The organism is Streptomyces sp. SID14436, from assembly GCF_010548465.1.
In the GTDB taxonomy this organism is placed as follows: domain Bacteria; phylum Actinomycetota; class Actinomycetes; order Streptomycetales; family Streptomycetaceae; genus Streptomyces.
On the sequence record NZ_JAAGMD010000701.1, the window covers coordinates 1 to 21509 of the forward strand.

Here is a 21509-nt window from a genome sequence, read left to right on the forward strand (position 1 = left end):
GACCGCAGGTCCACAGCGCGAGGCCAGGCGCCGGGGCCGCAGGTCCACAGCGCAGGGCCAGACGCCGGGGCCGCAGGCCCGGAGCGCGGGCCAGGCGCCGGGAGCGCGGGTCAGGCGTCGGGGCCGCAGAGCCGGGCGAACCGTTCCGCGTCGACGTTGCCGCCGGAGAGGATCACTCCGACCCGCTCCGGGAGCGGCCCGGCCCGGCCGGTGAGCAGGGCGGCCAGCCCGGTCGCGCCGCTCGGTTCCAGGACGGTCTTCAGCCGCTCGAAGGCGAAGCGCATCGCCTCACGGATCTCGTCGTCGCCGACCAGCACGATGCCGTCGAGCAGTCTGCGGTTGACGGAGAACGTCAACTCGCCGGGCGTCTGCAGCGCCTGGCCGTCGGCGATGGTGTGCGGCACCGGGATGCTGACGCGCCGGCCCTCCCGCAGCGACCGCAGGGTGTCGTCCCCGGCGTCCGGCTCGACGCCGATCACCTGGGCCCGGGGGTGCAGTCCCTTCACGGCGGTGGCCGATCCGGCGATCAGTCCGCCGCCGCCGACCGGTGCGATCAGGAGGTCCAGCCCGCCCGTCTCGTCGAGCAGTTCGAGCGCGGCCGTGCCCTGCCCGGCGATGACGTCGGGGTGGTCGTACGGCGGGACGACGGTCAGTCCGCGCTCGATGGCCAGCGTCTCGGCCAGCGCGACGCGGTCGCCGGTGTAGCGGTCGTAGGTGACGACCTCGGCGCCGTACCCCTCGGTGGCCGCCCGCTTGGACCGCGGGGCGTCCTCGGGCATGACGATGAGGGCGGTGGTGCCGAGTTCACGGGCGGCCAGGGCGACGGCCTGGGCGTGGTTGCCGGACGAGTAGGCGGCGATGCCCCGGGACAGCTGTTCCGGGCTGAGGCGGGAGGCGGCGTGGTAGGCACCGCGGAACTTGAAGGCGCCGCCCCGCTGGAAGTTCTCGCACTTCAGGTGCACTTCGGCGCCCACCAGCGCATCTAGGGTGCGGGAGCGCAGGACCGGGGTGCGGTGGGCGACGCCCCACAGGCGCTCCGCGGCATGGCGGACGTCGTCGAGGGTGACGGGCGGGGTGGTGGTCGTCACGCGGTACCTCCGGGTGGGGTGGGGCCGGACGTCCGGGAGTTGCCGCGGGCCCGGGAGAGGTAGGTGTAGGCGGAGGCACGGGAGATGCCGAGCCGGGTGGCGACCTGCTCGACCGCCCTGCGGACGGTGAAGACGCCGCGCTCGTCGAGGTCGCGGAACAGCCGTACCCGCTCGGTGCCGTCCAGTTGCGCCCAGTCGCGGTACCCGTGACACGCCCGGGCGTCGACGAGCGCCTCCACCACGGCGTCGATGCCGTCGGCGAACACGGTCGTCGGGGGATCCGTCCGGCCGCTCGCGGGACCGGCCAGCGCGCCGAGGAGGTGCTGCACCCGGTCGAGCGCGGTGACGTCGACATTGACGCACAGGGCGCCGAACACTGCGCCGGCGGAGTCCCGCAGCAGCATGGTGGAGGACTTCAGCAGTTGCCCGGTCGGGGTGCGGGTGCGGTAGTTGAGGTCGTCGGCCGCCTCGTCGCCGAGGGCGCGCATCCGCAGGCCGATCCCGCTCATCGCCCCGCCCACGGACCGTCCGGTGACCGAGCCGGCCACGGCGACGACCGACTCCTGCGGGCGGCGGTAGTCGTGCAGCACCACCTCGCAGACCGGCCCGAACGTGGCGGCCAGGCCGTCGACGAGGGGGGTCAGCGCGGCGAGGATCGCGTCCCGCTCGGCGGACCGGCTGCGGTCGTCGTCCGGCATGCGCACTCCCTCCGGCGCTCGGCGCTCCCCGGTGCCCCTCATCGGCATCGCCCCGTCCTCCGCGGGCACCCGCTGACGCAGGCCTTCATGGCCAGACTATCCGTCCAACGGCTGGACGAACAGTCCAATCGCGGAACCGCTCGCGTGAATTGTTGCGCGACCAGATGCTTACGCCGCCCTTACACGGGCACGCGGAGTGAAGCCCGAACCGGGCACCTGAACGGAAGGAGATGCCGTGTCGTTCCTCTGGGCCATCATCGCGGGGCTGATCATCGGCCTGCTGGCCAAGCTGGTCGTTCCGGGACGTCAGCCGATCCCGCTGTGGCTGACCGTCATCCTGGGCATCATCGGTGCCGTCGCCGGCAACGGACTCGCGAGCGCGTTCGGCGTGCGGGACACGGGCGGCATCGACTGGATCCGCCACATCTTCCAGATCGGTATCGCGGCCGTGCTCATCGCCCTCATCACCCCCATGTGGGCCCGGCGACGCGCCTGACACCCCCGAGCACAGCCCCGTCCGGCCCCACGGACGGGGCTGTCGCCATGCCGGGCCCCCCTCGACGTCCGCCGGCACACCTCGTGCATGATCGGTGCGGCCCCTCGACCCTGCACGGCGGGGAGGCGTCCACGCGATCGTGAAGGAGATGGCGTTGTCCATCTGGGAGTCACTGGCGGTCTTCGCCGCCGGGATCGGGGCCGGCACCATCAACACCATCGTGGGGTCGGGAACCCTGATCACGTTCCCGGTGCTGCTCGCCACCGGGCTGCCGCCGGTGACGGCCACGGTGTCCAACGCGCTGGGGCTGATCCCCGGATCGGTCAGCGGCGCCATCGGGTACCGGCGGGAACTCGCGGGCCAGCGCCGTCTCGTGCTGCGGCTGGGGATCGCCGCCGCGGCCGGTGGGCTCGCCGGGGCGATGCTGCTGCTCACCCTGCCGTCGACGGCCTTCGAGACGATCGTGCCCGTCCTGGTCGCGCTGGCCCTCGTCCTGGTGGTGCTCCAGCCCCGCATCTCCGCGCGCGTGCAGCGGCACCGCGCCCGCAACGGCACGTCCGCCCGGGCCGACGGCGGCCCCGTCCTCTTCGGCGGGCTCCTCCTCGCGAGCGTCTACGGCGGCTACTTCACGGCGGCCCAGGGGATCATCTACCTCTCCCTGATGGGCATGCTGCTCGACGACACCCTCCAGCGCCTCAACGCCGTCAAGAACGTCCTCGCGGCCGTCGTCAACACCATCGCCGCGCTGTTCTTCCTGTTCGTCGCCGACTTCGACTGGACGGCCGTCCTCCTCATCGCGGTGGGGTCGGCGATCGGCGGCCAGGTGGGCGCGAAGGTCGGGCGGCGTCTCCCGCCGTTCGCGCTGCGCGTCTTCATCGTCGTCGTGGGTTCGCTCGCCATCGTCCAACTGCTCCTGCGCTGACGGACGGCAGCGCACCCGGGGGAGTGCGAGCGCCCCGCCCCGGCCCCCGGGGCTCGTGAACCCGGGGGCCGGCGCGGGGCGCCGACGCAGCGCGCGAGGGGGCCGGTCAGACCCGCTCGCCGCTGCCGACCGGGGTGCCAGGCTTGTGCTCCGGCACCGCCTCGGAGAGCGAGACGGTCAGGTCGCGGCCGCGGGTCTCCTTGATGACGAGCACGGTGACCGCGGTGACCACCGCCGAGGCGCAGAGGTACAGCGCGATGGGCGTGGACGAACCGAAGCGCCGCAGGAGTTCCACGGCGATGATCGGGGCGAGCGCACCGGCCAGGATCGAGGCGAGCTGGGAGCCCACCGACGCCCCGGAGTAGCGGACGTTGGTGTCGAACATCTCGGAGATGAAGGCGGCCTGCGGCCCGTACATCGCGCCGTGCAGCAGCATGCCCACGGTGACCGAGAAGGTGATGACGAGGAACGACTCGGAGTCGACCAGGGAGAAGAAGGCGAACGCCCAGACGGCCATGCCGACCGCCCCGATCAGGGTCACCGGCCGCCGGCCGATCCGGTCGGACAGCGCGCCCCACAGCGGGATGGTGAGGAAGTGGACGGCGGAGGCGATCAGGACGGCGTTCAGCGCGGTGCTCTTCGGCAGGTCCAGGTGGGTGGTGACGTAGACCAGCAGGAAGGACGTCACGATGTAGTACGAGATGTTCTCGCCGAACCGGACGCCGATGGCCCCGAGCACCTCGCGCCAGCTGCGCCGGAACACCTCGATGACGGGCGGCTCCTCCTTGGCGCCCTTGGCGGCCGCCGCCTCGGCCTTGGCCTGGGCGGCGAGGAAGACCGGGGACTCGGACACCGAGACGCGGATCCACAGGCCGATCACGACCAGGACACCGGACAGCAGGAACGGGATGCGCCAGCCCCAGGACTGGAACGCGGCCTCGGACTGCACGGAGGCCAGCACCGCGAGGACGGCGGTGGCCAGCAGGTTGCCGGCCGGGACGCCGCACTGCGGCCAGGAGGCCCAGAAACCGCGGTGCTTGTCGCCCCCGTGCTCGGAGACGATCAGCACGGCACCGCCCCACTCACCGCCCAGCGCGAAGCCCTGGATCAGTCGCAGCACGGTCAGCAGGATCGGGGCGCCCACACCGATGGTGCCGTAGGTGGGCAGCAGACCCATGGCGAAGGTGGCGCCGCCCATCATGAGCAGGCTGAGCACCAGCAGCTTCTTGCGGCCGATCTTGTCGCCGAAGTGCCCGAAGACCATGCCGCCGATCGGCCGGGCCAGGAATCCGATCGCGTACGTCATGAAGGCGAGCAGGGTCCCGACCAGCGGGTCGCTGCTGGGGAAGAACAGGGTGTTGAACACCAGCGCGGCGGCGGATCCGTAGAGGAAGAAGTCGTACCACTCGACGGTCGTGCCGATCAGGCTGGCGCCGACGATGCGGGCGATGCCGGAGCGGGGCTCGCCCTGCTTGGCGGGTGCGGTCTCGGTCATGGGTTCACCGGTTCTCGGATGAGGTGCGGTTGCGGGGACGGTGGGGGCGGGTCAGGGGGACGGTGCGGCGGACGGGCGGTGTCCTGGGCGGTGGGTCAGCCGGCGCTCCAGCCGCCGTCGAGCGGCAGGGAGATGCCGGTGACGTAGCTGCTGTGGCCGGAGCACAGCCACAGCGCGGCGGCGGCGACCTCGTCCGCCTCCAGCAGCCGTTTCACGGGGGAACGGGTCAGCAGCACGGTGGTCAGGACGTCACCGGGGCTGATGCCGTGCGCGGCGGCCTGGTCGCGGATCTGGTTCTCCACCAACGGGGTGCGGACGTAGCCGGGGTTGATGCAGTTGCTGGTGACGCCGTGCGGGGCGCCCTCGATCGCGGCCACCTTGCTCAGCCCCTCCAGGGCGTGCTTGGCGGCGACGTAGGCCGACTTGTAGGCGCTGGCCCGGATGCCGTGCACGCTGGAGATGTTGATCAGCCGGCCCCAGCCGCGCGCGTACATGTGCGGCAGGCTGCGGCGCATCAGCAGGAACGGGGCGGTGACCATCACCTGCTGGATGAGGTCGAACCGGTCCGGCGGGAACTCGGTCAGCGGCGCGACGTGCTGCAGCCCGGCGTTGTTGACCAGGATGTCGACCTCGGCCGGCAGCGCGTCGAGGGCCGTCGGGTCGGCCAGGTCGACGACGTGCGCCTCCCCGCCGATGTCCGCGGCGACCGCCTTGGCCGCGTCGGCGTCCCGGTCGACCACGTGCACCGTGGCACCCGCCGCGGCCAGCGCGGTGGCGCACGCCCTGCCGATGCCGCTGCCGCCCCCGGTGACCAGGGCGGCCCGGGACGTCAGATCGACACCGGCACCGGGCGGCGCCGCAGGGGCGGGAGGAGGGGGGAGTTCGCTTGTCATGGCCGGAAACAGTACGGACACCTGCCCCCCACACCTATGTATGGGACCTACACAGTGGTGGCCCGTTCTGTAGGCGACAGAACCAGGGAACGGGCGATATGGCGGTGATGCGGGCCACACGGCGGCCGTGGCGGGGCGGCCGGGCCGTCGAACGGACCGGGAGGGCCCGCCGCCGAGTCGCCCGCCGCGCACCGCCGTTGCCGGCGGCCGACACCGTCGGCCCGGCGGCGAAACCGACGACGGAACCGGCGGCGAAATCCGGTGCCGTCTCCGGTGGCCCGGTGGCCTGCACGGCGTTTGAATAGGAGTAGTTGACACCCCGCAAGGGGTCGCGCCCCTCCCGGACGAACCTCACCGGCAGGGCGCTCGCACCAAGGGGCGCCCCACCACCCGGTCGTCCGGCACATCCGTCGGCGTCGTGGCCTCGGGCCTCGGCCGCGCGCACCGCGGGCGACAGACCTCACCCGCCCCCACCGGCTCCGACGACACCGGCCGCGGCAGCGGCCTCGACCTCTCCCCCCGACGTCGACGTCGCCCGGGCCGGCGGCACCCGGGCATCCGCACCCTTCCTTCCGTCAGGCACGGCCCCGGGGCGAGCCATGCCCTCCCGACCGGGGACGGGTCCGGGCCGCCGGAGCGGCACAACGACCAGGAAAGGAACCGTGCCATGCCCGTCACCCTGACGGACCACGCCGTTCGCCACACCTCTACCGTCCCCGCGTCCGCGGGATGGGAGATCGACCTCTTCCTCCGCGAGTACGACGGACACACCGGCCCTCCGGGAGGCCGCCGCGCCGTCCTCATGCTGCACGGCCGGAGCGTGCCCGTCCTGGCGGGCTTCGACCTCCGTCACAAGTCGTACAGCTGGGCCGACGCCCTGGCCAAGGCCGGGTACGACGTCTTCCTGATGGATCTTCAGGGGTCCGGACGGTCGCCCAGGCCGAAGATGGACGACCCCTGCAACGTCAACCCGGCCGTCCACGAGAGTCTCCTCACCCCCAACCCGCTCTCCGGCCGGCGTGAGCCCGGCTACCCGTACCAGCTGAACAACTCCCACAGCGACCGGGACGAACTGCACACCGTCGTCGAGTACATCCGCCGCCTGCGCGGGGTGGCGAAGGTCTCCTTCGTGGGGTGGTCCGCGGCCTCGTTCGTGATGGGTCCGTACGCCATCGCGCATCCGGACACCGTGGAGAGCCTGTTCCTGCTGGCGCCGATGTTCCCGCCGCGGGGCAACGCTGCCCCGCCGCCCGTCCTGCCCGCCCCCGGATACCCCACCTTCGTGCTGGCCAAGGACGACTTCGCCCGGGGCTGGGACGCCCAGGTGCCGGCGAGCTGTCCGGGCCAGCGGGAGGCCGGCATGGTGGACGTGGTGTGGGACGCCCTCATGGACAACGACCCGGTCGGCCGCGGCTGGGGCGCGGTCTCGGCCGGCCGGCCGGCGGGCCTCAGCCGGTACCGGAACGCCGTCTGGTGGGGCTGGAACACGCCCACGGCGTCGGGCAACGACGTCCTCGGCACACGGGTGCCGGTGCTCATCGCCTACGGGGAGCACGACACGACGGCGAACACACCGACGCCGAACCCGGTCGCGGCGCTCAACTTCTCCGTCCCCGCGCTCCACACGGCCATCTCCGGCCCCCACAAGATCATGGTCAGGATGACGTGCGCCGGGCACCAGATCGTCTGGGAGGGCCAGCACAAGAACGTGCACAACCTGTCGAAGCAATGGCTCAAGCACGCCAAGGTCGACGGCAGGACCGAGGGCCGCTTCGTCATGGCGGAGAGCGGCTCCCTCACCCCGGAGCCGGAACCGGCCCGGTCCCTGGTCCCGGACCTCGACTGAGGCGGACCCTCGGAGGCGGGCCCTCGGAGGCGGACCCTCGGAGGCGGGCCCTCCCCCGAGGCTCCGGTCGGGAAAGCGGGTACCCGTCCGGGGAAGCAGGGCGCGCCGCACCGCCCGCCCCCGTCCCCCCCGAGGAGCCCCATGACCGAGCCGCCACCGCCCGGACCGCCCACCCGGATCGTGGCGGCCGGCCTGCGCGCCGTCCGTCCGGGCGTGGAGGAGCTGTACCGGGACCTGCACCGCCACCCGGAACTCGGGTTCCGGGAGCACCGCACGGCCGGCCGGGCCGCACAGACTCTGCGGTCGGCCGGCTACGCCGTCACCGAGGGCGTCGGGGGCACCGGGGTGATCGGCGTCCTGGCGAACGGGGACGGACCGGTCGTCATGGCCCGGGCGGACATGGACGCCCTCCCGGTCCGCGAGCGGACCGGCCTGCCGTACGCGTCCACGGCGACGGCGACCGACCGGGACGGCGTCGAGCAGCCCGTCATGCACGCCTGCGGGCACGACGTGCACACCGCCTGCCTGACCGGCTGCGCACGGCTGCTGGCCCTGCACCGGGACACCTGGCGGGGCACCTTCGTGGCCCTCTTCCAGCCCTCGGAGGAGAACGGCGACGGCGCCGACGCCATGATCGCCGACGGTCTCACCGCGAGGTCGCCGCGTCCCGACGTCGTCCTCGCCCAGCACGTCCTGCCCCACCCCGCGGGACACGTCGGCACCCGCGCGGGTCCCTTCCTGTCGGCCGCGGACAGCCTGCGCGTCACCGTGCGGGGGCGCGGGGCGCACGGTTCCATGCCCCAGGCCGCGGTGGACCCCGTGGTGACGGCCGCCGCGATCGTGCTGCGCCTGCAGACCGTGGTCTCCCGCGAGCTGGCCGCCACGACGCCGGCCGTGCTGACCGTCGGCAGCATCCACGCCGGGAGCGGCCCCAACGTCATCCCCGACCGGGCCGTCCTCGAGATCAACGTCCGCACCTTCGACGAGCCGACCCGCACCCGGGTCCTGGACGCCGTCCGCCGCATCGTCGAGGCGGAGTGCCGGGCGTCCCGCTGCCCCGAGGAACCCCTGATCGAGCGGACCGCCTCGTTTCCGCCCACGGTCAACGACGAGGAGCCGACCCGTCGGGTCGCGGCGGCCTTCGCCGCGTACTTCGGCGACGACGCCCGCACCGTCGAACTGCAGACGGCCAGCGAGGACATGAGCCGGATCCCGGCGGCCTTCGGCGCGCCCTTCACCTACTGGGCGATCGGCGGCACCGATCCGGCGCTGCACGCCGGGGCGCTGCGCCGGGGGACCCTCTCGGAGGACGTTCCGGTCAATCACAGCGCCACCTTCGCCCCCGTCCTCCGGCCGACCCTGGACACCGGGGTCGCCGCACTGACGGTGGCCGCCCTTGCCTGGCTGGGCCGCTGAGCCGGGGGCCCGCCGGCCCCTGGACCTCGGCCCAGGCTCCCGGCTCCGGCCCATGCCGGCGGAGGGGTGCGGTCGGATGTGGGTACCCGCCTGTCGCACGGCCGGAAGGGCGCGGTGGGCGCCGTGCCCGCACACCGGACGGCCCGGGAACGACGAGGGGACGGCAGCATGAACACCACGCGGGTGGTGCCGGAGCCCGACTTCCCGCGGGCGGTGCTGCGTGACGCGGGCGTCGGCGTCCTCACCACGGACGGCTCCGGCCGCATCACGTACGTCAACCCGTGGGCCGAGCGCCTGCTGGGCCGGCCGGCGGGCACGATGCTCGGCCACGACGTGCACGACCTGCTGCACCGCAGCGCCGACGGCGGCCCGGTCCCTCGCGAGCGGTGCACGATGCTCGCCCCGCTGGACCGCGGCGGGACCGCCGACGAGGACGGCCCGGCCGCCGAGGAGGGCAGCGACGAGTACCTCCTGCGGGTCGACGGCTCGGTCATGCCCGTGCACTGGGCGACGACGCCGCTGCGGGCGGCCGGCCGCCCGGACGGCCTGGTGCTGGCGTTCAGCGACTACACCGCGGAGCGCGAGGCGGCGGAGCGGGCGGCGGCGCACACCGCCGGGCTGGAGGCGCTGACCGACCGGCTGCACCTGATGGAGGACGCCTCCGAGGTGCTGATGTCCCCCGACGACACCCCGGGCCGGATCCGCCGGCTGCTGCGGCTGCTGGTCCCGGCGCTGGGCGAGTGGGCCGCCGTCGACCTGTACTCCGAGCACGACGGATCGCTGGAACGCGTCGCCGTCCGCAGTCGCACCCACCCCCGCCGGACGCGCCGGCTGGAGGGACCTCTGCCGCCCGGGGTCTGCCCGCCGGCGACCCGGGCCACCGGCGACGACGAGCCCGCGCGGGTCGACGTGGAGGAACTGCGCGCCGACCCGGACGGCCCGTTCGCCGCCACCCACCGGCCCCTGTTCGAGCGGCTCGGCGGCCACACGGCGGTCGCCGTGCCGCTGCGGGCCCGGCGGCGGCCCTACGGCCTGCTGACCGTGGCCCGCACCTCGCGCGCGCCCGCCCCGACGGACGAGGAGGTGCGGGTGCTCGCCGACCTGGGCCGGCGTCTGGCGCTGGTGCTGGACAACGCGCGGCTCTACCACGAGCAGCGCAACGTCGCCGAGACCATGCAGCGCCAGCTGCTCACCCCGCTCCCGCAGGTGGACCACCTGCGGATGGCCGCCCGGTACGTGCCCGCGCAGAGCGCGCTGGAGGTGGGCGGCGACTGGTACGACGCCTTCCTGCTCACCAACGGCGTCATGGCGCTGGTCATCGGGGACGTCGTCGGCCACGACCTGGAGGCGGCCTCCCACATGGCGGAGGTGCGCAACATGCTGCGCGCCCTGGCCTGGGACCGGCAGGCGCCGCCCAGCACGATCGTGCACGGCGTGGACGAGGCGGTGACCAACACCAGTGACGCGCCCATGGCCACGCTGGTCTTCGCCCGCATCGAGGGCCCCGTCGGGGGACCCTGGCAGCTGCACTGGTCGAACGCGGGGCATCCGCCGCCGCTCCTGGTCACCCCGGAGGGCGGGACGCGCTACCTCACCGACGGCCACGGACCCCTGATCGGCATGAGCGCCGCCCTCCACCTGGGCCTGCGCTGGCCCGACGCCCGCCAGGACCTGCCCCCGGGGTCCACCCTGCTGCTGTACACCGACGGTCTGGTGGAGAGCCGGGGCCGCCCGATCGACCTCGGCATGGCCACCCTGCGCCACCACGCCTCCATGGTGGCCCGGCGGACCGTGGACGACTTCTGCGACGCCCTGCTGGACCGCATCGCCCCCAGCGGCGACGACACCGCCCTGCTCGCCCTGCGGGTGCCCGAGTCCGGCATGGGCACCCCCGGCGACCGCCACCCGCCCCCTCCCCCGCAGTCCCCGCACAGCCCCGCCGCCCCGCACCGCGCGGCCCCCGGCTCCACCCAGGAACACCCCCGGGTACAGGACCCCACCCACGGCCCGGGCAGCCCCGGGGCGGAGTGATCGGCCGCCGCGACCGGCCCTGTTCGCCTGCCGGTTGACCGCACCCGCGGCCGCGGCTCCACTACGCTCGTGCAGGGGGGCGTTGATGTGGATGCCGGGACGGTGGCTCTGCGGGTGGGGTCGGCGGCGATCACACCGCTGGTCAGGAAACTGTTCCGGGGTGACCAGCCCGGCGCGGGCCTGGTGGCCGAGCCGGTGCGCATCGGGTCGCTGGTCTCCTTCCGGGGGGAGAAGCGTTCACTGACCGCCGAGGATCTCGAGAAGCTGGTCCGGCGGCTGCTGCAGCGGGCGGTCGAAGCGGCCGGACCCCACGAGACACCCGCGCCCGGCGAGCACGAGGCGGTGGTGCAGGCCCTGACGCGTTCCCTGCTCCGGCTCGGCGACCTGGAGATGGACGACGTCCAGGCCGTGGCCCTGGGACCCGAGAAGCTGGCGGACGCCCTGAACGCCCGTCCGCCGCTCGGGCTGTCCGCCGACGCCGAGCAGCTCCACGACCAGCTGCTCCGGGTCGCCTGCCTGCACATCGTCGACTTCTTCACCAGACGCTCCACGTTCGTGGCCCGCACCCTCGTGGAGGAGGCCCGGCAGACCCGGCTCCTGGTCGAGGCCGTCGACACCCTCGTGGGGCGGCTGCCCGCCCGGCAGGCCGAGGACGCCGACTTCGAGGACCGCTACCGCAGGCACCTCGTCCACCGGCACGGCCGGCTCACCATCTTCGGCATCGACATCGACGACGACTGGCCCCTGGACGACGCCTACCTGGGCCTGGAGGCCGTGGACGGCAGGACCCGGCAGGCGGTCGCCGGACCGGAGGGCGGGCACGGCCGTCGAGCCGCCCTGCCCGAGCGTGCCGAGCGGGCGCTCGCGGGCCGGGAGAGGGTCCTGCTGCGGGGGGTCGCCGGGGCCGGGAAGACCACGCTGGTGCAGTGGCTTGCCGTGACCACCGCCGAATGGCGGCCGAGCAGAAGCCTGGCCCACCTCCTGGGACGCGTCCCGTTCGTCCTGCCCCTGCGGTCCCTGACCCGCGCCGGGCGGGAACTGCCCGCGCCGGCCGAGTTCCTGACGGTGGTCGGCTGCCCGCACACACCACCGACCGGCTGGGCCGAACGCGTGCTGACCGCGGGGCGCGGCCTGCTCCTGGTGGACGGCATCGACGAGGTGCCGGAACCGCTGCGGGACGGCACCCGCCGCTGGCTGCGCGACCTGCTCGGCGCGTTCCCCGGCAACGTCTGCGTGGTCACCGCCCGGCCCTCGGCGGTCCGCGAGAACTGGCTGGAGGCCGATGGCTTCCACGAACTGTCCCTGGTGCCGATGAACGGCGAGGACGTCACCACGTTCATCCACCGCTGGCACACGGCGGCCGGGAGCGACCGCGAGGAGGCCGACCGCCTGATCAGGGCGGTGCGCAGCAGGCAGGACCTGTCCCGGCTGGCCACCAACCCCCTGATGTGCGGACTGATCTGTGCCCTGCACCGCACCAGCCGGGGCTTCCTGCCCCGCGGGCGGGAGGAGTTGTACGAGGCGGGGCTGCGCATGCTGCTGGAGCGGCGCGACCGGCAGCGGAGCGTCGACGACGGCATGCGGATGGACTACCGGTCCCAGGTGCTGCTCCTGGAACGGCTGGCCTACTGGCTGATCCGCAACGGCCACTCCCAGATGGACCGTGAGGACGCCGTCGCCCTGATCGACCAGGTGCTGCCCGCCATGAACCGTGACGTGATCGGCGCGGCCTCCGCCGAGGAGGTCTTCCGGCGTCTGCTGACCCGTTCGGGCCTCCTGCGGGAACCCGCCGAGGGCGTGGTCGACTTCGTGCACCGCACCTTCCAGGACTATCTCGCGGCCCGGGCCGTCATCGAGCACCGCGACTTCCCCCTCCTGGTCCGCAACGCCCACCTGGACCAGTGGGAGGACGTCGTCCGCATGGCCGTGGCACACGGCCGGCCCGACGAGCGCAAACGCCTGCTCACGCAGTTGGTCAAGCGCGGCGACAAGGTACGCAGACACCGCGTGCGGCTGCATCTGCTCGCCATGGCCTGCCTGGAGCACGCCACCGAGCTGGATCCGGAGGTCCGCCGGGAGGTGGAGGGCCGCGCGGCGGCCCTGTTGCCGCCCAGGACCTACGACGAGGCGAAGGCCCTGGCCGACGTGGGGCACGTGGCGCTGGAACTCCTGCCGGGGCCCGAGGGGTTGACCGTCCAGGAGGCGGAGGCCGTCGTCCGGGTGGCCGTTCTGGTCGGGACGGACGCCGCGCTGCCGAAGCTGGCGCAGTTCCGCGACCACCCCTCCGTCTCCGTACACAACCAGGTGTTTCTCGGGTGGGGGGACTTCGACCCCGCCCTCTACCGGCAGACGGTGCTGTCGGGCGTGTCGCTGGAGCACAAGCCGCATCTCCAGGTGCGCACGCACACCGAGCTGGCGGCCCTGGCCCGCTTCCCCGGCCACCCCTACCTGTCGCTGTTCGGCGACTTCACGGAGCGGGACATCACCGAGGCGCTGCGCGGCAAGCAGATCAGCGAGCTCTCCCTCTCCTGTGAACGTCTCACGGACGTCCGCTTCCTCACCCGGTTCCGCCCGCTGGACCGCCTCGCCCTGATCGAAGGCCCGGCCACGCTGACCGACCTGTCCCCCGTGGCGGAACTGGCCGTGGCGGAACTGCTCCTGCGGCAGCTGCCGGGGGTCCGGGACTACCGCTGTCTGAACGCGCTCACCGAGTTGCGTCACCTCTATGTGGGCGACGGGATGGTCTGCCGCGATCTGGGGTCCTTGCCGACCGAGGCTCCCCTGGAGGACCTGGGCATCCCCAGCAGTGTCACCGACCTCTCGGGGCTCCGGGCCGCTTGGCCGGGACTCGCCTGCCTGCGCCTGATCGACACGGTCGACGGGCCACCGCCACCGCCGCCCGCCGGGCTGCGGACCCTGGCCGACATGCCCGCGCTGACCGAGCTGCTGTTCAGTGCGCGTCTCCTGCCCGCACTCGCCGCCGACGGCATCGTGCTGCCCCGGGTCGACACGCTCCGGCTCATCGAGACCGAGGACGGGCAGGACCTGCGTGAGGTCGTCGCCGTCTTCCCGCGGCTGCGGGAGCTCTCGCTCCGGGCATGGGAGCGGCGGGCTGCGCTGGACGTGGAACCGCTGCGGGAGATCGGCTCCCTGCGCACCGTGACGGCCGAGGGCCTGGTACGTCTGGTCAACGCGGACCGTCTCGCCCAGGCGCCCGTCCGGCAGCCGCTCGAATCCCGGTACTGACACGGCGCACCGCCGGCCCGCGCCCCGGTCTCCGGATCGGAGCAGCGGGTTCGCGCTGTCCCCTGCGCCCGCAGGCCGTCCGACACCCCTCGTTAACTGGCTGGAAATCCACCCTTCGGACAACCATTGACTATGGACATCCCTGTACCTACGATCGCGCTTGTACATGGTTGTCCATACACAAAGTGGTGTGCCGATGAAGATCGCGGTGGTCGGAAGCTATGGAGCCGGGCTCACCATGCGGGTGCCGAAGGCACCTGCGGCGGGTGAGACGGTGTCGGGCGGCCTGTTCGACTCGGGCCCGGGCGGGAAGGGAAGCAATCAGGCCATCGGTGCCGCCCGGCTGGGTGCCGAGGTCTCGCTCCTCACCGCCGTCGGCGACGACGAGTTCGGCCGCTCGGCGCGCGAGCTGTGGCAGCGCGAGGGCGTCGGTGCCGAGCACGTGGTGACCGCCCAGGCGCCCACCATGGTCGGCTTCATCATGGTCGAGCCGTCCGGGGAGAACCGCATCGCGATCGCGCCGGGCGCCCTGGACGAACTGGACGCCTCCGCCGTCGACGCGTTCCGCGCGGAGATCGCCTCCGCCGACGTCCTCGTCGTCTCCATGGAGATCCCCGAGGAGGCCGTGGTCGCCGCGCTGCGCGCCGGCCGCGAGACCGGCACCCGCACCCTGCTCAACCCGGCCCCCGCCCGGCCGCTCCCCGAGGAGTGCTGGCCGCTCATCGACGTCCTGACGCCCAACCAGACGGAGGCACCCGTGCTCCTCGGCCTCGGTGACGGTCACGGACTCGGCGACGAGCAACTGGCCCACGCCCTGCGCGAACGCACCGGCGGGACCGTCGTCATCACCCGCGGCGGCGCGGGCGCGCTGGTCGCCCGCTCCTCCGGCATCAGCACGGTGCCCCCGCACCCGGCCCGGAAGGTCGTCGACACCACGGGCGCCGGAGACTCCTTCACCGCGGCCTTCGCGGTCGCCCTCGCCGAAGGACAACCCGTCGAACAGGCCGCGGAGTTCGCCGCCGTCGCGGGCTCCCACACCGTGACGATCGCGGGCGTCGTCCCCGCCCTCCCCACCAGAGCCCAGCTGAACGCCCTGATTGGAAACGCCTCGTGACCTCGACCCTTTCCAAGCCGCCGGTCCCCGCCCCGCCCTCCCCCGCCGAGAGCTCCGGGCGCTTCCCACACGCCCTGCGCAGGCTGCTGCACGCCCGGGAGTCCGGCGTCTTCGCCGCCCTCGTCGCGCTGTTCGTGCTGGGCACCGTGCTCTCCCCGACGTTCGCCCAGTCCGACAACCTGCTGTCGGTGGGCCAGCAGATCGCCCAGATCGGCATCATGGCCATCGGGGTGACCTTCGTCATCCTCAACGGCGAGATCGACCTGTCCGTCGGCTCCATCTACGCGCTGTCCGCGATCTCCACCGGCATGCTCATCTCGGACGGCTGGAGCTGGCCGATGGCCATGCTCGTGGGGCTGGCCGTGGGTGTCGTCGCCGGACTCCTCAACGGGCTGGCCGTGGTGGTGCTGGGGGTGCCGTCCTTCATCGTCACCCTGGGCACGCTGAGCGTGTTCCGCGGCGTCGCCCTGCTCATCTCCGACGGCGCCCCGATCTCCCTCAGTTCCTCCCAGCCCGGCGTCGCGGAGTTCAACCTCCTCGGGCAGGGACGGCTGTTCGGGCTGATCCCCATGCAGTTCGTGTTCTTCGCCGTCGTCGCCGCCATCGGCGTGATCCTGCTGGCCCGTTCCCGCTTCGGCTTCAACACCTACGCGGTCGGCGGCAACCAGGAGGCCGCCCGGCTGGTCGGCGTCAACGTCAAGCGGGTCAAGCTCACCGCGTTCGTCCTGTCCGGCTTCACCGCGGGCCTGGCCGGCGTCCTCGGCCTGTCCTTCCTCTCCTACGTGCAGGGCGTGACCGGCCAGGGTCTCGAACTCACTGTCATCTCGGCCGTCATCATCGGCGGCGCCGCCCTCTTCGGCGGGTCCGGCACGATGTGGGGCACCGTCATCGGTGTCGCCTTCATCGGTCTGCTCCAGAACATCCTCAACATCAAGGGCATCTCGTCCTTCTGGCAGACCGTCGTCACCGGTCTCGTCATCGTCGCCGCCGTCGCGGCCGACACCTGGCAGCGCAAGCGCAAGTCCCGCGCTTGACCGGCCGCCGCAGCCTCCCACCCCGTACGGGCCACCGCAGGAGCGTTCCGCCCTCCGCCGCGCCCGGCCCGCGTCGCACACCCCAAGGAGCCACGATGTCCTCGCGCACCCTCCGCAGATCCCTCGTCGCCGTGACGACCGCCGTCGCGGCCCTGTCCCTCACCGCCTGCGGCGCCGTCACCGCGGCCGACTCCGGCGGCGCCGCCGACGGCTCGTTCGAGCTCGCCCCGCACATCCAGCAGCGGCTCGACGACGACAAGCCGATGCGCATCAAGCTGAGCTACCACGACCCGTCCCTCGCCTTCGCCACCCCGATCGGCGCGGGCATGGAGAAGGCCGGCAAGGAGTTCGGCGCCGACGTCGCCCTGATCGGCCCGACCGGCGGTGACGCGGCCAAGCAGGTCTCCGAGATCCAGACGCTCATCCAGCAGAAGGCCGTGGACGGGCTCGCCGTGTCGTCCGCCTCCAGCGACGCCCTCAAGCCGGTCATCAGCCAGGCCTACAAGGCCGGCATACCGATCATCTCCTTCAACACCGACAACCCCGACTCCGAGCAGATGGGCTTCGTCGGCCAGGACCTCAAGGGCTCCGGCAAGGCGCAGGCCGAGGAGCTCCGCAAGAAGCTCGACGGCGACGTCAACGGCAAGTCCGTCGTCGTCTTCTCCGTCGACACCGGTGCCGGCTGGTCGCACGACCGGTTCAGCGGGTTCAAGGAGGGCCTGGAGGGCAGCGGCCTGAAGATCGTCGGCCCGGTCAACGTGGGCAACGAGCCCAACAGCGCCTACAACACCGTCGAGTCGAGCATGTCCGGCCAGTCCGGTGTGGTCGCCGTCGCCGGCCTGGACTGCTGCTCCACCACGGCCGCCGCCAAGTGGGTCGCCCAGTCCGGCAAGGCCGACGACATCACGATGGGCGGCTTCGACCTGCTGACCCAGACCGCCGAGTACATCGAGCGCGGCGTCCTGGACTTCACCATCAGCCAGAACCCGGCCGAGCAGGGCTACCAGGCCGTCAAGGTGCTGAACGACTTCCTCACCAAGGGCACCGAGATCAAGGGCGTGGACACCGGGGCGCAGTTCATCACCCGCGACAACCTCGCCGACGCGACCGTGGAGGACTGATGACCGCCGCACCCCGCGACGCCGCTCCCGGGGGCCCGGACCGCACGACGGCGCCGGGCACCGCCGGCCCGGCCGTCCGCATCCGGGGCCTGACCCGCAACTTCGGCCCGGTCCGCGCCCTGCGGGACGTCTCCTTCGACGTCCCCGAGGGCGAGGTCACGGCCCTGCTGGGGGAGAACGGCGCCGGAAAGTCGACCCTGCTGAAGATCCTGGCCGGCCTCCAGCCGCCCAGCGAGGGCACTGTCACCGTCTTCGGCGAGGAGGTCTCCTCCTACGAGCCCAGCACCATGCTCGGCCGGCACGGTGTGGCCATCGTGCCGCAGGAGCTGTCGCTGCTGCTCGACCGCACCGTGGCGGAGAACGTGCTCAGCGGGGTCGAACCCGGTCACCGCTGGTTCCCCTCCCGGCGGCGCATGCTGGACCGCACCGCCGAACTCCTCACCGAACTCGACCTCGACCTCGACCCGAACGCCTCCGTGCGGACCCTGGACCTGGCCACCCAGCAGCTCATCGTGGTGGCCCGGTCCGTCGCCCGGGGCTGCCGCGTCCTCATCCTGGACGAGCCGACGGCCATGCTCACCCCCGCCGAGGCGGACCGGCTGTTCGCCCTCATGGCCAGGCTGAAGGCGGCCGGGACGACCATGCTCTACGTCTCGCACCGCATGCCCGAGGTGTTCCGGCTCGCCGACCACATCCAGGTCCTGCGGGACGGCGCCCACGTGGCGTCCTGGCGCGCCGAGGAGACCGACCCCGACCGGGCGGTCGCCGCGATGGTCGGACGGGAGCTGGGCGGCTTCACCCGCCGCGCGGACCAGGGGTCCCGCCCGGACGCCTCCGCCGAACCGGCCCTGAAGGTCCGGGAACTGAGCGGCCGGCGGCACCACGGGGTCTCCTTCGACCTGCGGCCCGGCGAGATCCTCGGGGTCGCCGGCCTGCCGGACTCCGGCCGGGTCGAGCTGCTGCACAACATCTTCGGCGGCGACCCGGGCACCGGCGGCAGCGTGGAACTGCTCGGCCGGCCCTACGAGCGGCGCAACCCCATCTCCAGCGTCGAGCGCCGGCTGGCGTTCGTGCCCGGGGAGCGCCGCGCCCAGGGCCTGCTCACCACCATGAGCGTCGGCGAGAACATCGGCGCCCTCACCGCGAAGACGTTCAGCCGCCTCGGACTCGTCCGGCGCCGCGCCTTCGACGAGGCGGCGGCCGAGCAGGCGCAGCGGCTGCGGGTGAAGACGGCCGGCCTCGGCCAGCCCATCACCAGCCTGTCCGGCGGCAACCAGCAGAAGGCGGTCCTGGGCCGCTGGCTGGCGATCGACCCCGGGGTGCTGATCCTGGACGAGCCCACCCGGGGCGTGGACATCGGCGCCAAGGCGGAGATCTACGCGCAGTTGTCCGCGCTCGCGGACAGGGGGCTGGCGATCCTGTGCTCGTCCTCCGACCTGCCCGAACTGCTCACCCTGACCGACCGCATCGCGGTGATGAGCCAGGGCCGTCTGGTGGCCGTCGTCGACACCGCGGAGGCCACCGAGGAGTCCGTGATGACCCTCGCCACCGGCGCGACCCCGGCCGCCGCCTAGGCACCCGCCCGACCTCGCCGGGCCTGGCCCGTCCCAGGACCCGGCGCACCCCGCGGGCCGCCCCGCGGCCCGCTCGAGAAAGGCAGAACGACCATGAAGCGCTCCGGCATCCTCAACGCCGAACTGAGCGGCGTCCTGGCCACCCTCGGCCACACCGACCTGCTGCTCGTCGTGGACGCGGGCTTCCCCGTGCCGCGCGACGCCCACCGCATCGACCTCGCCCTGGCCGAGAACCTGCCCGACCTGCGGACGGTCCTCGACCTGATCGCCGACGAACTCGTCGTCGAGGGCGTGGTCCGCGCGGAGGACGTCCCCACCCACAACCCCCGTCTCGACGCGTGGCTCCAGGAGCGCTTCACCGGCGCCGAGTTCACCACCCGGCCGCACGCCGAGGTGCTGGGCGGCCTGGCCCGCCAGGCCAAGGCCGTCGTGCGCACCGGTGCCTTCGAACCGTGGGGCAACATCGGCCTGTACTGCGGTGTCGACGCCCCGCGCTGGTTCGGGGGCAAGGACATCGTCGTGCCGGAGGAGTACGCGTCCAAGCTCTGACGCCCCCGCAAGTCCCCCGGAGCCGGGCCACCCGCGCCCGCCCCGGTCACCCGGCGGCGCCCTCCACGAAGAACCCGGCGGCCGGACCGCCGGATCCCCGCCGCCCACCACCCCCTAGGGAGAACCCCGTGTCCAGTACCACCACCTCCAACCCCGCCGGTCTCGACCTCACCCCGGCCGAGCTGGCGTCGTACATCCAGCACACGAAGATCGACCCGGACGCGACGCGCGACGAGATGGTCGCCCACGCCCGTGAGGCCGTCACCCACGGCTTCAACGCCGCGATGGTGCCCGCTTCCTGGCTGCCCGTCGTCGTCGCCGAGCTCAAGGGCACCGGGGTCGAGGTCGCCACGGCCCTGGACTTCCCGACCGTCGGCGTCATGACCAGCGCCGGCAAGGCCGCCGAGGCCGAGGAGATCGCCCGGCTGGGTGCCGACCAGCTCGACATCGGCGTGCAGGTCGGCTGGCTCAAGAGCGGCCGCTACGACGACTTCCGCGACGACATCGCGGGCGTCGTCAAGGCCTCCGGCCTGCCCGTGAAGGTCATGCTGGAACTGCCGCTGCTCACCGACGCGGAGAAGGAGGCGGCCGTCGAACTCGCCATGGAGGCCGGTGCCTCGTTCCTGAAGAACGCCAGCAGCGGGCAGATCGAGACTGCGAATCCGACGAGTGTTCGTTACCTTGTTGACCGGGCACGGGACGGGGTCCGGGTGAAGGCCTCCGGTTCGATCAAGAGCTACGGTCAGGGTCTCGAACTGCTGAGGGCGGGAGCCTCCCTGCTGGGGACGAGCGCCGGTCTGGCCATCATCACCGACAGCGGGGACGAGTCCACCGTCAGCTACTGAGCGGCCACCACCGCCGGGCCCCGGCCGCCCACCGCGGCCGGGGCCCGGCCCTGACGTCCGGAGCGACACGGGTCCTCCGGTGAGAGCGGAGAAGGAGATGCGACGACGGTGACGGCCGACGAACGGACACCCCCGGGCATCAAACGGGACGTCCCCACGGCGATCCACGTCCAGATCTCGGAACACATCCGGCTGCGCATCGCCAGCGGTGAATGGCCGGCGCACTACCGCCTCAAGAGCGAGCCGGAACTCGCCCAGGAGTTCGGCGTGAGCCGCGGCACCCTGCGGCGGGCCCTGACCACGCTCATCGAGGAGGGCCTGCTGCGGCAGGTGCGCGGACGGGGCACTTTCGTCACCTCCACGACGATCGAGCCCGCGATCGCCCAGAAGCTGAGCACCCTCTCCGAGGACTTCGCCAGTCAGGGCATCGTCACCACGACGTCGGTGCGCGAGTGCTCCCTGATCGTCCCGCCGCGGCCCGTGGCCGCCCTCCTGGACGTCACGCCGGGCACCCACGTGCTGCGCCTGGTGCGGGTCCGCCGCACCGACCAGGGGCCGGTCGCCCTGCTGTTCAACTTCGTCCGCACCGACCTCGCGCCGGGCATCGAGGAGGTGGACTTCACGTCCGCCAGCCTCTTCGGCACCCTGGAGGGCACGTACGGGCTGAAGATCGCCACCGCCCGCCGCACCTTCAGCGCCGAGGCGGCCACCACCGACGTCGCCACCGCCCTGGAACTGGACGAGGGCGCCCCGGTGCAGTACCTCCAGCAGGTCACCTACCTGGCCGACGACCGGCCGGTGGAGTACTCCGACGTGTGGATCCACAGCGGACGCCTGCGGGTCACCTCGCTCCTGCTGCGCCGCTGACCGCCGACGGCGCGGGCCCGCCGCCGCGCCGCCGCAGGGCCTCCTACGGCGGCGGGTGGCGGGGGGCTGTGCCCTGACCTGCGCCCACCATGGGACCGCTGGTCCTCACGCGCCGACGAACCATCGCCGGCAGCGCCCGTCCCCTTCCCGGCCGGACGGGCTAGCGGCGCCCGGCGGTCCGGCCGCGGTGCACGGCGAGGCCGCCCAGGACGGCCGCCTTCACCAGCAGGGCCACGAGGACGACGCCCACGAGCCCTCCCGCCCAGGGCCGGCT

The 21509-nt window shown here is 73.1% G+C and carries 17 protein-coding genes; 13 read left to right on the plus strand and 4 right to left on the minus strand.

The window, feature by feature from the left end; genetic code table 11:
* Positions 1-110 precede the first annotated feature (110 nt).
* Complete coding sequence (locus tag G3I53_RS25270; protein ID WP_164334658.1) at positions 111-1088, minus strand: pyridoxal-phosphate dependent enzyme; 978 nt, start codon at positions 1086-1088, stop codon at positions 111-113.
* Positions 1085-1786, minus strand: coding sequence for a PAS domain-containing protein (locus G3I53_RS25275; protein ID WP_164334659.1), 702 nt, complete (start codon positions 1784-1786; stop codon positions 1085-1087). Before G3I53_RS25275 ends, G3I53_RS25270 begins: the two co-directional genes overlap by 4 nt.
* 235 nt (positions 1787-2021) lie before the next feature.
* On the opposite strand from G3I53_RS25275, the gene G3I53_RS25280 reads away from it, so the two are divergent.
* On the plus strand, positions 2022-2282 hold the full coding sequence (locus G3I53_RS25280) for a GlsB/YeaQ/YmgE family stress response membrane protein (RefSeq protein ID WP_164334660.1): 261 nt from the start codon (positions 2022-2024) through the stop codon (positions 2280-2282).
* A 154-nt stretch (positions 2283-2436) separates the two neighbouring features.
* Positions 2437-3204: a sulfite exporter TauE/SafE family protein gene (locus G3I53_RS25285; protein ID WP_164334663.1), complete on the plus strand. Its 768-nt coding sequence runs from the start codon at positions 2437-2439 to the stop codon at positions 3202-3204.
* 106 nt (positions 3205-3310) lie between these two features.
* Here G3I53_RS25285 and G3I53_RS25290 read toward each other — a convergent pair whose 3' ends face one another.
* Both G3I53_RS25290 and G3I53_RS25295 read right to left on the minus strand, forming a co-directional pair.
* Entirely contained in the window at positions 3311-4699 is a 1389-nt protein-coding gene (locus G3I53_RS25290) for an MFS transporter (RefSeq protein WP_164334661.1), read from the minus strand.
* A 95-nt stretch (positions 4700-4794) separates the two neighbouring features.
* On the minus strand, positions 4795-5592 hold the full coding sequence (locus tag G3I53_RS25295; protein ID WP_164438800.1) for a 3-hydroxybutyrate dehydrogenase: 798 nt from the start codon (positions 5590-5592) through the stop codon (positions 4795-4797).
* Positions 5593-6259: 667 nt separating this feature from the next.
* Here G3I53_RS25295 and G3I53_RS25300 point away from each other — a divergent pair.
* From G3I53_RS25300 to G3I53_RS34590, 11 genes are all read left to right on the plus strand, one after another.
* Positions 6260-7438, plus strand: a complete 1179-nt coding sequence (locus G3I53_RS25300) for an alpha/beta fold hydrolase (RefSeq protein ID WP_164333921.1) — start codon at positions 6260-6262, stop codon at positions 7436-7438.
* A 141-nt stretch (positions 7439-7579) separates the two neighbouring features.
* Positions 7580-8854, plus strand: a complete 1275-nt coding sequence (locus G3I53_RS25305; protein ID WP_164333920.1) for an amidohydrolase — start codon at positions 7580-7582, stop codon at positions 8852-8854.
* Between the two features lie 168 nt (positions 8855-9022).
* Positions 9023-10885 carry a SpoIIE family protein phosphatase gene (locus G3I53_RS25310; protein ID WP_164438801.1) on the plus strand — a complete coding sequence of 621 codons (1863 nt, stop codon included), beginning with the start codon at positions 9023-9025 and terminating at the stop codon, positions 10883-10885.
* Between the two features lie 102 nt (positions 10886-10987).
* On the plus strand, positions 10988-14131 hold the full coding sequence (locus tag G3I53_RS34450; protein ID WP_164333375.1) for an NACHT domain-containing protein: 3144 nt from the start codon (positions 10988-10990) through the stop codon (positions 14129-14131).
* Positions 14132-14327: 196 nt separating this feature from the next.
* Positions 14328-15245: a ribokinase gene (locus G3I53_RS25320; protein ID WP_164333382.1), complete on the plus strand. Its 918-nt coding sequence runs from the start codon at positions 14328-14330 to the stop codon at positions 15243-15245.
* Complete coding sequence (locus tag G3I53_RS25325; RefSeq protein WP_164333376.1) at positions 15242-16279, plus strand: ABC transporter permease; 1038 nt, start codon at positions 15242-15244, stop codon at positions 16277-16279. The genes G3I53_RS25320 and G3I53_RS25325 overlap by 4 nt, the downstream gene beginning before the upstream one ends.
* A gap of 95 nt (positions 16280-16374) precedes the next feature.
* Positions 16375-17400 (plus strand): substrate-binding domain-containing protein, encoded by a 1026-nt coding sequence (locus tag G3I53_RS25330; protein ID WP_164333377.1) that lies wholly within the window; start codon positions 16375-16377, stop codon positions 17398-17400.
* Positions 17400-18974, plus strand: a complete 1575-nt coding sequence (locus G3I53_RS25335) for a sugar ABC transporter ATP-binding protein (protein ID WP_164333378.1) — start codon at positions 17400-17402, stop codon at positions 18972-18974. The genes G3I53_RS25330 and G3I53_RS25335 overlap by 1 nt, the downstream gene beginning before the upstream one ends.
* Before the next feature lie 93 nt (positions 18975-19067).
* On the plus strand, positions 19068-19523 hold the full coding sequence (rbsD, locus tag G3I53_RS25340) for a D-ribose pyranase (protein ID WP_164333379.1): 456 nt from the start codon (positions 19068-19070) through the stop codon (positions 19521-19523).
* A 128-nt stretch (positions 19524-19651) separates the two neighbouring features.
* Positions 19652-20368, plus strand: a complete 717-nt coding sequence (gene deoC / locus G3I53_RS25345; RefSeq protein ID WP_164333380.1) for a deoxyribose-phosphate aldolase — start codon at positions 19652-19654, stop codon at positions 20366-20368.
* A 108-nt stretch (positions 20369-20476) separates the two neighbouring features.
* The gene (locus G3I53_RS34590; RefSeq protein WP_164333381.1) at positions 20477-21235 is read left to right on the plus strand and encodes a GntR family transcriptional regulator; all 759 of its coding nucleotides are present in this window, start codon (positions 20477-20479) and stop codon (positions 21233-21235) included.
* The last annotated feature ends 274 nt before the right edge of the window (positions 21236-21509 follow it).